General features: G+C 72.9%; 14 protein-coding genes. 8 read left to right on the top strand and 6 right to left on the bottom strand.

Annotated elements, in window-relative coordinates; genetic code table 11:
- Positions 1–42: 42 nt before the first annotated feature.
- The 4 genes from ACI3ET_RS03520 (at position 43) to ACI3ET_RS03505 (ending at position 4,746) form a co-directional block, all read left to right on the top strand.
- Complete coding sequence (locus ACI3ET_RS03520; protein ID WP_405031572.1) at positions 43–948, top strand: mechanosensitive ion channel family protein; 906 nt, start codon at positions 43–45, stop codon at positions 946–948.
- A 7-nt stretch (positions 949–955) separates the two neighbouring features.
- Positions 956–2,314, top strand: coding sequence for a hypothetical protein (locus tag ACI3ET_RS03515; RefSeq protein WP_405031571.1), 1,359 nt, complete (start codon positions 956–958; stop codon positions 2,312–2,314).
- A 262-nt stretch (positions 2,315–2,576) separates the two neighbouring features.
- Complete coding sequence (locus tag ACI3ET_RS03510; RefSeq protein ID WP_405031570.1) at positions 2,577–3,005, top strand: globin; 429 nt, start codon at positions 2,577–2,579, stop codon at positions 3,003–3,005.
- 25 nt (positions 3,006–3,030) lie between these two features.
- Positions 3,031–4,746 carry a glycoside hydrolase family 13 protein gene (locus tag ACI3ET_RS03505; protein ID WP_405031569.1) on the top strand — a complete coding sequence of 572 codons (1,716 nt, stop codon included), beginning with the start codon at positions 3,031–3,033 and terminating at the stop codon, positions 4,744–4,746.
- Between the two features lie 13 nt (positions 4,747–4,759).
- On the opposite strand, the gene ACI3ET_RS03500 is transcribed toward ACI3ET_RS03505, so the two are convergent.
- The 6 genes from ACI3ET_RS03500 to ACI3ET_RS03475 form a co-directional block, all read right to left on the bottom strand.
- A complete protein-coding gene (locus tag ACI3ET_RS03500) occupies positions 4,760–6,061 on the bottom strand; it encodes a hemolysin family protein (protein ID WP_405031568.1) in 1,302 nt (433 codons plus the stop codon).
- 26 nt (positions 6,062–6,087) lie between these two features.
- On the bottom strand, positions 6,088–7,407 hold the full coding sequence (locus ACI3ET_RS03495; RefSeq protein ID WP_405031567.1) for an MFS transporter: 1,320 nt from the start codon (positions 7,405–7,407) through the stop codon (positions 6,088–6,090).
- Positions 7,408–7,503: 96 nt separating this feature from the next.
- A complete protein-coding gene (locus ACI3ET_RS03490) occupies positions 7,504–8,073 on the bottom strand; it encodes an ArsR/SmtB family transcription factor (RefSeq protein ID WP_405031566.1) in 570 nt (189 codons plus the stop codon).
- Positions 8,074–8,189: 116 nt separating this feature from the next.
- Positions 8,190–8,846: a hypothetical protein gene (locus tag ACI3ET_RS03485; protein WP_405031565.1), complete on the bottom strand. Its 657-nt coding sequence runs from the start codon at positions 8,844–8,846 to the stop codon at positions 8,190–8,192.
- On the bottom strand, positions 8,843–9,328 hold the full coding sequence (locus tag ACI3ET_RS03480; protein ID WP_405031564.1) for an acyl-CoA thioesterase: 486 nt from the start codon (positions 9,326–9,328) through the stop codon (positions 8,843–8,845). Before ACI3ET_RS03480 ends, ACI3ET_RS03485 begins: the two co-directional genes overlap by 4 nt.
- 29 nt (positions 9,329–9,357) lie before the next feature.
- Positions 9,358–10,071, bottom strand: a complete 714-nt coding sequence (locus tag ACI3ET_RS03475; protein ID WP_405031563.1) for a FadR/GntR family transcriptional regulator — start codon at positions 10,069–10,071, stop codon at positions 9,358–9,360.
- Between the two features lie 141 nt (positions 10,072–10,212).
- Between ACI3ET_RS03475 and ACI3ET_RS03470 the strand changes: the two genes are divergently transcribed.
- The 4 genes from ACI3ET_RS03470 (at position 10,213) to ACI3ET_RS03455 (ending at position 14,168) form a co-directional block, all read left to right on the top strand.
- Positions 10,213–10,965, top strand: a complete 753-nt coding sequence (locus ACI3ET_RS03470; protein WP_405031562.1) for a (Fe-S)-binding protein — start codon at positions 10,213–10,215, stop codon at positions 10,963–10,965.
- Between the two features lie 122 nt (positions 10,966–11,087).
- Entirely contained in the window at positions 11,088–12,518 is a 1,431-nt protein-coding gene (locus ACI3ET_RS03465; RefSeq protein ID WP_405031676.1) for a LutB/LldF family L-lactate oxidation iron-sulfur protein, read from the top strand.
- Positions 12,515–13,150: a LutC/YkgG family protein gene (locus tag ACI3ET_RS03460; RefSeq protein ID WP_405031561.1), complete on the top strand. Its 636-nt coding sequence runs from the start codon at positions 12,515–12,517 to the stop codon at positions 13,148–13,150. Before ACI3ET_RS03465 ends, ACI3ET_RS03460 begins: the two co-directional genes overlap by 4 nt.
- Positions 13,151–13,214: 64 nt before the next feature.
- The gene (locus tag ACI3ET_RS03455; RefSeq protein WP_405031560.1) at positions 13,215–14,168 is read left to right on the top strand and encodes an acyl-CoA thioesterase; all 954 of its coding nucleotides are present in this window, start codon (positions 13,215–13,217) and stop codon (positions 14,166–14,168) included.
- Positions 14,169–14,252 lie beyond the last annotated feature (84 nt).

The raw sequence follows: 14,252 nt of genomic DNA, 5'->3' as shown, positions 1-14,252 counted from the left end.
TGCTCTCGCACTCCGCTCGGTCGTGCCGCGACAATGGACCTCATGCAGACGTCGACGACACCGTTCACCAGCTGGGAGTCGACCCTGACGTGGCTCGCCGGTCCTCCCCTGCGCATCGTGCTCATCGTCGTGGGCGCGCTGGTGCTCCGGTGGGTGGTGCTCCGGGCGATCCGCACGGTGGTCGACCGAGCCGTGGAGCGCGCCGACGACCACGAGCGCACGAGCCTGGCCCGGGCGCTCGACGTCGCGTCCGGCGTCACCGAGGAGCGACGGCGGCAGCGGGCGCTCACCACCGGATCGCTGCTCCGCAGCATCGCGACCTTCACCATCGCCGCGGTGGCGGTGCTGACCGTCATGGCCGAGCTCGGCCTGGCGCTGGCCCCGCTGCTCACCTCGGCGGGGATCGGCGGCGTGGCCTTGGGCTTCGGCGCCCAGTCGCTGGTGAAGGACTTCCTCTCCGGGATCTTCATGATCATCGAGGACCAGTACGGCGTCGGCGACGTCGTCGACACCGGCGAGGCCACCGGCACGGTCGAGGAGGTCACCCTGCGGGTCACCCGGCTGCGGGACGCCACCGGCGTCGTCTGGTTCATCCGCAACGGCGAGATCGTCCGCATCGGCAACAAGAGCCAGGGCTGGGCCGTCGCGCCCGTCGACGTCCCGGTGGCCTCCGACGAGAACCCGCACCGGGTGATCCCCATCCTGAACGAGATGCTCGCCGACCTCGCCGCGGACGAGGCCTGGTCGGACGTGCTGCTGGAGACGCCCACGGTGGCCGGGGTGGAGGGGGTCAGCGGCGGCACGATGACCCTGCGCATCTTCGTCAGGACCCGACCCGGCGAGCAGTACGCCATACCCCGGGAGATCCGCGAGCGCGCCAAGTCGGCGCTCGACGCCGCCGGCGTGCGTGGTCCGATCCTCGCGCCCTACGCGGGGCCGGAGGTCTGAGCCCACGATGACCCGCGGGGTCCGGTGGCTCGTCCTCCTCCTCGGGCTCGCGCTCGTGGTCGTCGTCCACGCCACGGGGCCCGGCGACCGAGGAGAGGGCACGAGCGCCCCGACCCGCCCCCCGGCCCTCGCTCCCGACCTGACCGGGCGCGGCTGGGTCCTCGACGACGAGGGACGGCCACCGGTCGGCGTCGACGGCATGCGCCTCACCGACGCGGTCGAGGTGGACTACCGCCAGCAGGAGGGGACCGTGCGGCTGGGTGCCGGGTGGCGGACCGGAGGGGCGAGGTATGCCGTGCTCTGGTGCGACCTGCCCGCGCTGGACGATCCGGCGCTGAGGCCGCCGACGCTCACCCTGACGTTCGACGAGGGGACCGTCCAGGTGCCGTGCGCGGGGAAGGAGGGCACACCGCCGCTCACGCGGCTCCACCCGCTCCCGCCCGCTGGACCGGAGGACCGGCCCGCACCGGAGCACGCGTGGTCCGGTGACCTGCCGCGGAGAGGGAGCGCGACGCTGGCCGTCTACCTCGAGCTCTACGGCGCTCCCCTGCGCTCCGGTCCGTTGCTGGACGTCCCCGACGCCCCGGACGGCTCCGCCGGGCTCGACTCCTCCGCTCCGACCGTGCGGCACGGAGCAGGGACGGTCCAGGTCGCGATGGTGGGCGTCGAGCACGACTCCCGGCTCGAGCTGTGGGCAGGGGAGCCGGGCCTGCTGACGCTCGCGGTCGACGGGATCGTCGTGACCGACGACGGCGACCTGGACGACGACGACTCCGACTGGGCGCAGCAGGACCCGGACCTGCGGGCCGGCGCGTGGTTCGCGGCACGGCCGGGGGCCCGGCGCACGCTCGACCTTCCGGCCGAGCTGGTGCCCGTGGCGGGACGGTCGCGCACCGTCGTCCTCTCCGTGGAGGGAGCCAGGGCGCTGCCGCGGTCCTGGTCGGTGCAGGTGGTGCCCGGGAGCCCCGAGCAGCCGCAGGGTGCGGCCCTCGCGACGCCGGTGCCCGACGGCCTGCCGGACGTTCCCGGGCTGGTGCCCGCAGGGGCATGGCTGGTGCCGCGCGACGGGCACCGGCACGAGCTGCCGGTCGCACCGTCCCCCGACGACGACCCGTGGACCTGGGGCTGGGTGGTCCTCGGCACCGACGGTCCTCCGACGACGCCGGCCACCCTCACGCGTGGTGAGCAGCTGCGACGTGTCCCGCACCTGCAGGACACGGCCCGTCTCGCCGAGACGCTCCTGCGGCAGGTCAGGGTGGACCGGGCCGCCACCGGCGACGGGCCCACCCAGCTGTCGGCCAGCGTGCCGCCCGCCCCCGGGCAGCCGCCGCTGCAGATCGTCGCGTGGCGCCCCAGCGCACCCTGACCAGCCGTCACCCCCTCCTGGCCAAGGACCCGCCCCCCCCCCGTCCTCCACCGACTACCCGGCAGAAATCGTTCCTCCCGCTGGAAGCATCCGCCGGGAGGAACGATTCCTGCCGGGTAGTGGGGCCGAGGACGTGGGGCCGGGCTCCACCCGGCGAGCACCTCGATCGAGCTGGTCGTCGAGGGCTACGACGACCGCTTCGAGGTCGAGCTGCACTCCTACGCCGTCGGGGGCTGGGCACCGCACCTGAGACACTCGGGGGGTGAGCCAGCAGCCCCTCCCCGACGAGACCACGCCCGCCGAGGCACCGCAGACCTTCTACGAGCGGGTCGGCGGCCACGGCACCTTCGTCCGCCTCGTCCACGCGTTCTACGTGGGCGTCGCCGACGACGCCCCGCTGCGCGACCTCTACCCGGAGGAGGACCTCGGTCCGGCCGAGGAACGGCTGCGGGGCTTCCTGGAGCAGTACTTCGGCGGCCCGACCACCTACTCCCAGCAGCGCGGCCACCCGCGCCTGCGGATGCGGCACGTCCCCTACAAGGTCACCCCGGCCCAGCGCGACAGGTGGCTTCAGCACATGAACGCCGCGATCGACACGATCACCGACCGGCTCAGCCCGATGGACGAGCACCAGATGCGCGCCTACATGGCCAACGCGGCCCACTCGATGGTGAACAGTCTGGAGGACTGAGCCGCACGGCATACCCTGGTCGGTCGTGACCACCCTCCCCTCCCGCACGACGCACGCCCCCGAGCCGCACTCCGCCCCGTGGTGGCGGCATGCCGTGATCTACCAGGTCTACCCGCGCAGCTTCGCCGACGGCGACGGCGACGGCGTGGGCGACCTGCCGGGCGTCACCTCGCGCCTGGAGTACCTCGCCGGGCTCGGGGTGGACGCCGTCTGGCTCAGCCCCTTCTACGTCTCCCCCATGCTCGACGCGGGATATGACGTGGCCGACTACCGCGACGTCGACCCCCTCTTCGGGTCGCTGGGGGACGCGGACGCGCTGATCGCGCGTGCCCACGAGCTGGGGATCCGGGTGCTGATCGACCTGGTGCCCAACCACACCAGCGACCGCCACGTCTGGTTCCAGGAGGCGCTGGCGGCCGACGCGGGCTCCCCGGAACGCGACCGCTATCTCTTCCGGGACGGCGTCGGCCCTGACGGGGCGCTGCCGCCCAACAACTGGCAGTCCGTGTTCGGCGGGATCGCCTGGACGCGGGTGCCGGAGGCCGACGGGACGCCCGGCCAGTGGTACCTCCACCTCTTCGACGACTCCCAGCCCGACCTCAACTGGCGCAACGCCGAGGTGGCGGAGGAGATGGAGTCGGTGCTGCGCTTCTGGCTGGACCGCGGCGTGGACGGCTTCCGCGTGGACGTCGCGCACTCGCTGGTCAAGGACGAGGAGCTGCCCGACTGGGAGGAGCGGGCCGTGATGGCCGGGGCGGCCGACCCGGAGGCCGCGCACGCCAACCTGGGCCCGATGTGGGACCAGGAGGGTGTGCACGAGATCTACCGCCGGTGGCGCGAGGTCCTGGACAGCTACAACCCGACGGGGGACCCCGCGCAGGACCGGATCCTGTGCGCCGAGGCCTGGCTGCCGAGCCAGCACCGGACGATGCGCTTCGTGCGGCCCGACGAGATGCACCAGGCGTTCAACTTCCACTTCCTCGACACCCCGTGGCGGGCGGCGGACCTGCGCAAGGTGGTCGACGCGTCGTTGGCGGCGGCCGACGAGGTGGGTGCGCCGACGACGTGGGTGCTGTCCAACCACGACGTCGTGCGTCATGCCTCGCGGCTGGGTCTTCCCCCGCACACGCACCGCCCCAACGGGATCGGCGTCGACAGCGTCCAGCCCGACACGGTGCTCGGACTGCGTCGCGCGCGGGCCGCGACCGCGCTGATGCTCGCGCTGCCCGGCTCTGCCTACCTCTACAACGGCGAGGAGCTCGGCCTGCCGGACCACACCGCGATGCCGGACGCGGTCCGCCAGGACCCGGCGTTCCACCGTACCGACGGCGAGGAGCTCGGCCGGGACGGCTGCCGGGTCCCGATGCCCTGGGTGGCAGGTGCCCCGTCCTACGGGTTCGGGTCGGCACAGGAGAGCTGGCTTCCGCAGCCGCTGGCCTACGGGCCGCTCGCCGTCGACCGCCAGGAGGGTGTCGACGGGTCGACGCTGGAGACCTACCGCCGCCTGCTGCAGCTGCGCCGCGAGCACGACCTCGGCGTCGGCGGGCTGGAGTGGCTGCCCGGTTTCGGTCCCGACGTCCTCGCGTTCCGCAACGCCCGCCTGGACGGGCGGCCGGTCGCCGTGCTGGCCAACCTGGGGACGGAGCCGGTCGCCCTGCCGGAGGGCATGGAGGTGCTCGTCGCGAGCGGGCGTCTGGAGGCCGGTCGGGTGCCGCAGGACTGCACGGTCTGGCTCGGCTGACGGGCAGAGCTCCTCAGTCCGTCGAGGGCGCCTCGCGCGTCACCTCGACCTCGCGGATCCGCATACCCTCCATGGCCACGACCCGCAGCCGAACGCCCCCCACCTGCACCTCGTCGCCCTCGCGCGCGACGCTGCCCAGCTGCTGGAGGATCAGGCCGGCCACCGTCTCGTAGCCGCCGCGCGGCAGCGTGAGCTCGAGCGCGTCCTCGAGCTCCTCGACGATCAGACCGCCGGCCACGCGGACGGTGCCGCCCTCGTGGACCAGGGAGTCCTCGGGATCGGGGTCGGTGTCGTACTCGTCGTAGATCTCCCCGACCACCTCCTCCACGAGGTCCTCGATCGTGACGATGCCCTCGGTGCCGCCGTGCTCGTCGACGACGAGGGCGAGGTGCTGCTGCGTGTCGCGCAGCAGCTTGAGGGTCGGCAGGACCGCCTTGGTGACCGGGAGCGCGGTGATCGTGCGGACCCGGTCGCCGACGCGCACCCCGGCTCTCAGGGCGTCGTCGATCGTGAGCAGGTCGCGCACGTGCACGAAGCCCAGCACGTCGTCGACGGACTCGCCGATCACCGGGTAGCGGCTGTGCGACGAGCTGGCGAGGAACTCCTCGATCTCCTCCACGGTCTGCGTGGCGCGCAGGAACTCGACGTCGGGCCGGGGGCGGAGCACGTCGCCGAGGGTGCGCTCGGCAGCCCGGAAGACGTCGGCGAGGATCTCGCGGCTGTAGGGGCGCAGGTCGCGGTTGTCCGCGACGACGCGGCGCAGCTCCTCGATGCTCATCTCCTCGTTGGTGGCGTCGGGGTCGCCGCCGAGGATCCGGACGACCACGTTCGTCGACGCCGACAGCAGCCAGATGACCGGGCGGAGGGCCTTCGCGAAGAGCCCGAGCGGCGGAGCCAGCGCCCGCGTGAACTGGGTCGAGCGCTGCATGGCGAGCCGCTTGGGCACCAGCTCGCCGAGGACGAGCGAGAGGTAGGCGATGACGAGGGTCATGAGCACCAGCGAGAGGGGGTCGGCCACCCCCTCGCCGAGGCCGGCCGACTGCAGCGACCTCGAGACGTAGGGCGCGATCGTCGCGCCGCCGAACGCGGAGGAGAAGAACCCGGCGACCGTCACGCCGACCTGGACCGCGGAGAGGAAGGTGTTGGGGTCGCGGACGAGGCGCGCGATCCGCGGACCGCTGCCGCCGGCGCGCTCGATGTCGTCGACCTGGCTCGGCCGCAGCGACACGATCGCCATCTCGGTGGCGGCGAAGACACCCCCGACGAGCACGAAGATCAGGACGAGGGCGATGTTGGTCAGCAGGGCGGTGTCCACCCCTGCAGGGTATGGCGTGGCGCCGGTCAGGCGGTCGGGCCCGCCTTCTCCTCGGTCGGGGGGTGCGCTGCGGACTCGGCGGGGTCGGCGGCGAGCGCGTCGAGCTCGCGGGGCAGGGTGCGCATCCCGACGAGCGGCGAGAGCACCACGGGCAGGGCGGCGAGGAGGGCGAGGGAGGAGAAGATCCACATCGTCGGCACGACGCCAAGCTCCCGGCCCAGGAGGCCGCCGAGAAAGGCACCGACCGGCATGGGGCCCCACACCAGGAAGCGGATCGAGGCGTTCATCCGGCCCAGCAGCTGCCTGGGGCAGAGCCGCTGGCGGAAGCTGACCTGGGCGATGTTGTAGACGACGACGGCCCAGGAGATGAGGAACCCTCCGACGAGCAGGGTGGGCGCCGGGGGCAGGACGCTGGCCAGCGGGGTGGTGAGCATCGCCGCCCCGCTGATGACGGCGGCGAGGGGGATCGCCCGGCCCTCACCGACGAGCCGGCCGAAGCGCTCCGAGCTGACCGCCCCGAGGAGTCCGCCGACCGCGCTGACCGACAGCACGAGGCCGAGGGTGGTCTCCGACAGACCAAGGGTCCGGATGGCGTAGAGCACGAAGAGCGCAAAGACGGCCGAGGAGGTGAGGTTGGACAGGCCGGTGCACGCGACGATGCGGCGCAGCAGCGGGTGACCGAGCACGAACGCCATACCCTCCTTGACCTCCTCGACCAGCGGCCGTCGGGCGGCGGGGTCGGGGGCGTCCTCGCGATGGCGGATGCGGCTGACGAAGAGCGAGGACAGCGCCATGCAGACCGCGGTGGCGGCGATGGTCAGCGGCGAGCCGACCAGCCGGACCAGGGCCGCCGCAGCGGCCGGACCGACGACCCCGGCGGTCTGCTGGCTGGCCTGCAGCTTGCCGTTGCCCTCGCTGATCTGGTCGCCGGGAACGATCTCGGGCAGGTAGGACTGGTTGGCGACGTCGAAGAAGACGGCGATGCAGCCGACCGCGAACGCGACGACGTAGAGCTGCCACATCGTCAGCGCCTCGAGCAGCCAGGCCAGGGGCACGGTGATGAGGATCGCGGCGCGGAGGAGGTCGCCGAGGACCAGGACCACCTTCTTGCGCCACCGGTCGACCCAGGCACCGGCGGGCAGGGAGATGAGGAGGAAGGCGAGCGACTGCAGGGTGGCGAGCAGACCCATCTCGAAGGCGTCCGCCCCGAGCAGCTGCACGGCCATGAGCGGCATCGCGAACCCGACGAACTGCGCGCCGAAGACCGACACCGTGTCGCCCATCCACAGCTGCCGGAAGTCGTGGTGGTGCCAGAGGCTGCGCCGCGCAGCGGTCGGGGTGGTCACGGGACGATCGTGCGTCAGTGATTTGGTCTTGTCAATCACTGACCAGACGTGTCGTGCTGCCGGGCCGGACGCGCCGTGCTGTCCGGACCCGACGCCCTACTGGTCCGGGGCCGCGGCGTGCCTGGAGGTGTCGGGGTGAAGGGCGACGAAGAGGGACCATGGCTCCGCGGCGAGGTCCCGCGGTCGGTCGTGAAACTCGTGAAGGAGTTCCTGCAACCGTGTCTCAAGCTCCTCCACGTCCCCCGGCGGCAGACGCAGCCCGAGGCGGGTCATTTTCCGGTCGACCTTCGGCACCGCCCGCACCTCGGCGAGGAAAGCCTCGATCATGGCGTCTCCTGTCACCGGAGTGCGTGTGTACCACGACTTGCCCGTGGCTCTGTAGGGGATCTCGCGGGCCCCGCGCCGCCCGCGACGGGTCTCGGTGGCCTCGAGGTAGCCGGTGTCCACCAGCGTGCGCACGTGGTGGAGCACGGTCGCAGGGTTGCGTCCGAGCGCATCGGCGATCTCGCGGTTGGTCAGCGCCTCGTCGATGCACAGCCTCAGGATCCGCAGCCGCAGACCCGAGGCGAGCGCGCGGGCCTCAGCGTCCGTCGCCTCATGCGCCTCATGCGCCTCGAACTCCGCGCCCTCGCGCGGCGCAGGAGCAGAGTTGGGCTCGGGCGGCATGCCCCAGTGTTGCAGGGTGGTCGCCCGCCCGTCCGACTCGCACCCGATCTCGGGATCCGGGGGCGGTGGCAGTACGACGGCACGCCGGGCCGGCCACCCGACGCGTCCGGCGCCGGTCAGCGGGAGAGGACGTGGCCGGTCGGGAAGGTGACGCGCGTCCAGACGCCGCTGCGGTGGACCGTGGCGACGCGGCCGTCGCCGGGCCGTGCGAACCCCAGCACCCTGGCGGCGAGGCCGGCGCCGGCGGTCGCGCCGCCCTGGACCTCGCGCGCCCAGACGCGGGCGCGCAGCATCGCCACCGCTGCGGCACCCGAGCCCGTGGGGGCGCCCTGGGCCACCTCGGCGATCCCCTCCTCCGCGGCGGCGAGCAAGGCCTCCGTGCTCACCTCGCCCTCCGGCTCCCAGCTGCCCCGGGGCGGGCTGACGCTCGCCCACTGGGGGACGACCTGCGTGGGCGGCACCGACAGCGTCGCCCCGGCGTCTCCGGTCGCCCCCCGCCGGGCGAAGCGGTCGGCCAACGCCGTGAGCGGCACCGTGACGTCCAGCCGGTGATCGTCGGCGAGGGCCATCGTGCGCAGGCCCAGGACCAGCCCCGACCTCATCAGCCCCTGACCCGGCACCACACAGACCCACCCGGCCAGCACCGGCCCGACGGCCTGCAGACGGATCGCGCCGTCGGCGTCGAGGGTCCGCGACCGAGCCACGTAGGTGGCGAGGTCGGCGACGCCCTCCCCGTCCGCGAAGGTCAAGGTCAGGGTCGAGGTGTCGTTCACCCGCGGCCCCCCGGGCGCCGATCGCTGCGGAGTCGCGGAGAAGGACCCATAAATCGTTGCAGCGCAGCATGTTCCACCTCGCCGAGCCGGCGTGGCGTCTTGCCCTCGAGGTCGTAGGCGACGAGGGTCACCCGGCCCCGCGCGTAGACGGTCCGGTCCCCCGCGGGCCCGCCCACGGCACACCCCAGCTCGAAGCTCGCGGCCCCGACGTCGCAGCACCACACCGCGACCCGCGCCGGTGCGTAGGAGAACTCCATCGGAACGAGGTAGTCGACGGCCTGCGAGACCACGAGCATCCCCTCGTCGATGAGGTCGCGTTCCTGCCCGAACCAGTCCTTGAAGGCGTAGACCCGCGCCTCCTCGAAGTAGCGCAGGTACTGCACGTTGTTGACGTGGGCGTAGGCGTCCAGGTCCGACCAGCGGACGGTGATCGGGTAGACGATGGCCGCGGCGGGCACGTCGGGCAGGGGGTCGTCGCTCATCCCGCCATTGTGTCCCGCTGCCCCGGGGCCTAGTCGACCACCCGCAACCGGCGCCAGGCCTCCCGGACGTGGACCTCGACCAGGGCCTCGGCGACCGGAGCGTCGCGCGCGAGGACCGCCGCGTGGATGGCCTCGTGCTCGCGCATCAGGTCCACGGCCAGCTCGTCGTACTCCTCGTGGCTCAGCCGTGCCATCCCGCGAAGGATCGGGGGGCGCACCGACTCACGGATGGCAATGGTCGTGTCGGTGGACAACCGGTTGCCCGACGACTGCGCGATGGCCACGTGGAAGGCGGCGTCGGCGTCGTTGAACTCCTCGCGCGTGGTGGCATCGCGCATCGCCTGCAGCTGCTCCCCGACGCGCACCAGGTCCTCGTCGGTGGCGCGTGCGCACGCCAGCCGGACACTGAGCCGCTCGAGAGCGACCCGCACCTCGACCACGTCGTCGAGCGGGAAGTTGGCCAGGGCGACGTGCAGCCGCAGCAGTCTCGCCAGAGCACCTGCCGGCACGGCGGTGACCTGCGTGCCACCAGCCCGCCCGGCACCCACCGAGGAGTGCAGGACACCCTGGGCCTGCAGGCTGCGCACGCCCTCGCGGACGGCGGGACGGCTCACGCCGAGCATGCCGGCCAGCTCACGCTCCGAGGGCAGGAAGTCGCCGACGCCGAGCTGCCCGAGAAGCACCCGTTCCTCCACCCAGGCCACCACGATCTCGTAGGCGCGAGGGGGACTGACCTCACCCATCCGGACCTCCTGCTGCCTGCGTTCGCCGGTCGGCGATCCCTTGACGTGTCGCAGACTCTAGCCCTAGGCTCGACGGCAATGGTCCGACCATTCGGTGGGCCCCGGCGGACCGCGCGACGATGCGCAGGGAGGAGGGCGAGGGTGAGCCCGAGCCCCACGGTGGCGATCTTCGCCACGTGCTTCAACGACACGATGTGGCCAGAGGCTCCCCGCGCCGTGGTCACCCTGCTCGAGCGGCTGGGGTGCCGGGTCGTCTTCCCGCGTGAGCAGACCTGCTGCGGGCAGATGTTCACCAACACGGGGTATGCCGACGAGGCCACCCCGCTCGTCCGCAAGTTCGTCGACGTCTTCGGCGGGTACGACCACGTCGTCGCCCCCTCCGGGTCGTGCGTCGGGTCGGTCCGCGAGCAGCACGCGATGCTGGCCCGACGGGCCGGGGACACCGGCCTGGCGCACGCGGCCGAGGAGACCGCCGGCCACGTCTACGAGCTGTCGGAGTTCCTCGTGGACGTCCTCGGCGTGACCGACGTGGGGGCCTACTACCCCCACCGCGTCACCTACCACCCCACCTGCCACTCGCTGCGCATGCTCCACGTCGGCGACAAGCCGCTGCAGCTGCTGCGCGCCGTGCGCGGCATCGACCTCGTCGACCTCCCGTCCGCCACGGAGTGCTGCGGCTTCGGCGGCACCTTCGCGGTCAAGAACGCCGACACGTCCATCGCGATGGGTGCGGACAAGGCCCGCCACGTGCGGGAGACCGGCGCCGAGGTGGTCGTCGCGGGGGACAACTCCTGCCTGGCCCACATCGGCGGCATCCTCGACCGGCAGCGGTCGGGCGTGCGCACGGTGCACCTCGCCCAGATCCTGGCCTCGACCGAGGGAGACCCGGCATGACCCCGCCCCAGCCCGAGACGCTGCCGACGGGCGACGTCGGCGCCGGCCCCACGTCATACCCCGACGGGACCCAGGAGGACCACCGCGGCCCTCTGCAGGTCACCTCCCCGATCTTTGTCGGTATGCCGTCCTTCCAGTCCGCGGCCCGTGTCGCCCTGACCAACACCCAGCAGCGGCGCAACCTCGCGCACGCGACCGCCACCATCCGCGCCAAGCGGGCGTCCGTGGTCGCGGAGGTCGACGCCTGGGAGGAGCTGCGCGTCGCCGGCGCGGAGGCCAAGGACGAGGCGCTGCACCACCTCCCGGAGTACCTCGAGGAGCTGGAGACGAACCTGACGGCGCGCGGGGCCGTGGTCCACTGGGCCCGGGACGCCGAGGAGGCCAACCGCATCGTCGTGGAGCTGGTGCGCGCCAAGGGCACCGACGAGGTCGTCAAGGTCAAGTCGATGGCCACCCAGGAGATCGAGCTCAACGAGGCCCTCGAGGCTGCGGGCATCCACGCCTGGGAGACCGACCTCGCCGAGCTCATCGTGCAGCTCGGGCACGACCGCCCCAGCCACATCCTGGTGCCCGCCATCCACCGCAACCGCTCCGAGATCCGCGAGATCTTCATGCGCGAGATGGGGTCCGTGGGCCGGCCCGCCCCGGAGGACCTCTCCGACGAGCCCGCGAAGCTCGCGGAGGCGGCGCGCCTGCACCTGCGCGAGAAGTTCCTGCGCGCCAAGGTCGCGGTGTCCGGCGCGAACTTCGCGATCGCCGACACCGGCACGCTCGTCGTGGTCGAGTCCGAGGGCAACGGCCGCATGTGCCTCACACTCCCCGAGACGCTCATCTCGGTCGTCGGCGTGGAGAAGGTGCTGCCGACCTTCGCCGACCTCGGCACCATGCTGCAGCTGCTGCCGCGGTCCAGCACCGGGGAGCGGATGAACCCCTACACCTCGATGTGGAGCGGCATCCACGAGGGCGACGGACCGCAAGAGGTGCACGTGGTCCTCATCGACAACGGACGCAGCCGGGTCCTGGCCGACGACGTCGGCCGCGACGCCCTGCGCTGCATCCGCTGCTCCGCCTGCCTCAACGTCTGCCCGGTCTACGAGCGGGCCGGCGGGCACGCCTACGGCTCGGTGTACCCCGGGCCGATCGGTGCCGTCCTCAACCCGCAGCTGCGGGGCACCGGGTCCACGGTGGACAAGTCGCTGCCCTACGCGTCCTCGCTCTGCGGGGCGTGCTTCGAGGCCTGCCCCGTCCGGATCGACATCCCGGCGCTGCTGGTGCACCTGCGCACCCAGGTCGTGGAGGAGTCGTCCGGCCGGTCGGTCGAGGCCCTCGGCATGAGGGCCACCGCGTGGACCTTCGCCGACCACCGTCGGCTCGAGGCCGCGCAGAGGGCGGCCGGCCTGGGCGGGCGCCTGCTCGGCGACCGCACGATCCGCAGCATCCCCGGCCTGGGCGCCTGGACGCAGGCACGCGACGTGCCGACGCCGCCCAGGGAGACGTTCCGGCAGTGGTGGGCCAAGACCCACGGCGACAGCCACGAGGAGGACGGCGCATGAGTGCCCGCGAGGAGATCCTGGGCCACCTGCGAGAGGCCACGCAGGACATCAGCACCCCCAAGGGGCACCGAGGCCCGGTGCCGATCATCCAGGTCGACTCCCCCGGCACCGAGGAGACGCTCGAGCTGTTCGCCGAGAACGTCGCCGACTACCGCGCGACCGTCGTGCGCTGCGCACCGGGTGCCGTGGGCGGCGCCGTCGCCGAGGCTCTGGCCCGGGCCGGCGCCCGGACGGTGGTCGTTCCCCACGGGCTGGAGGCGGGCTGGGTCTCCCCCGCCCACGATGCGGGCGTGGAGCTGCGCAGCGACGAGCACCTGGACGTCTACGCCCTCGACGCCGTCGACGCCGTCGTGACCGCCTCCCGGGTCGGCATCGCGACGACCGGCACGATCGTGCTCGACCACGCCGAGGACCAGGGCCGTCGGGCGCTGTCCCTCGTTCCCGACCAGCACGTCTGCGTGATCCGCGCCGACCAGGTCGTCCACGACGTCCCCGCCGCCGTCGCGCTGGTCGACCCGCTGCGGCCGCTCACCTGGATCAGCGGCCCCAGCGCGACCAGCGACATCGAGCTCGACCGCGTCGAGGGCGTCCACGGACCGCGCACCCTGGACGTGATCATCGTCGAGGGATGAGCGGGCGCCGCTGCTCCGACCGGGTGCACGGCGACGGCATACCCGACGCACTAGGCTCCACCGCGTGACCGACGCGCCCCTGACCGACCCGATCGACGACCTGCTCGACGTGCTCGACCTGACCTACGAGGGTCCCACCACGATCCAGGTGGCCTCACCCACGGAGGCGACGGGCGACCTGGGCGAGTCGCCCGGCGAGGTGTTCACGGGTCGGAGCCAGCCGCAGCCCCACGGTCGCGTCTTCGGGGGTCAGGTGCTCGCCCAGTGCGTCGTCGCGGCCGGCCGCACCGTGAACAGCACGGACGACGGCGACCATGCTCTCTCGACACCCCGCCACATCCACTCCCTGCACGGCTACTTCCTGCGGCCCGGCGACGCGAGCAAGCCGATCCAGTTCGTCGTGGAGGCCATGCGCGACGGCCGCAGCTTCTCCGCACGGCGCGTCCACGCGACGCAGGAGGGCCGCATCCTGCTCTCGCTCATCACCTCCTTCCAGGATGACTCCGACGGACTGGACCACCACCTGGCCATGCCGACGGTGCCGGGTCCGGAGGAGCTGCGCTCGGACCGCGACATCCTGTCCCGGATCGACCACCCCGTCGCGCGGCACTCGGCGCGCAGCCGCGCGGTGGACCTCCGGCACGTCGAGCCGCTGCTGCTCGCGCCGGCCGAGCCCGGCCCCTCCGAGCAGTCGGTCTGGCTGCGGGTCGAGCGCGAGCTGCCCGACGACGACCTGCTGCACGCGGCGATCCTGGCCTACGCCTCCGACTACGTCCTGCTCGAGCCGGTCCTGCGCCGCCACGGCATCGGCTGGGGAGACCCTCGGCTGCGCCCGGCCAGCCTCGACCACGCGATGTGGTTCCACCGCCCGGCCCGCCTCGACGACTGGGTGCTCTACACCCAGTCCTCCCCGTCCGCCCAGTCGGGGCGTGGGCTGGGCCTCGGTCACATGTTTGCCGCGGACGGCACGCTGCTGGCGACCGTGGGCCAGGAGGGCATGGTCCGGCTGAAAAGCTGAGGCTTCCGCCCGGCACCACCTCCGTCGTAGATCGCCCCCCCCCCCCCCCCCCCCCCAAGGGGGGACGTTCTCGGTTTTGCCCAA

Source organism: Ornithinimicrobium jinqii (assembly GCF_045032595.1).
GTDB lineage: Bacteria > Actinomycetota > Actinomycetes > Actinomycetales > Dermatophilaceae > Ornithinicoccus.
This window is presented reverse-complemented; position numbering and strand designations above follow the sequence as displayed.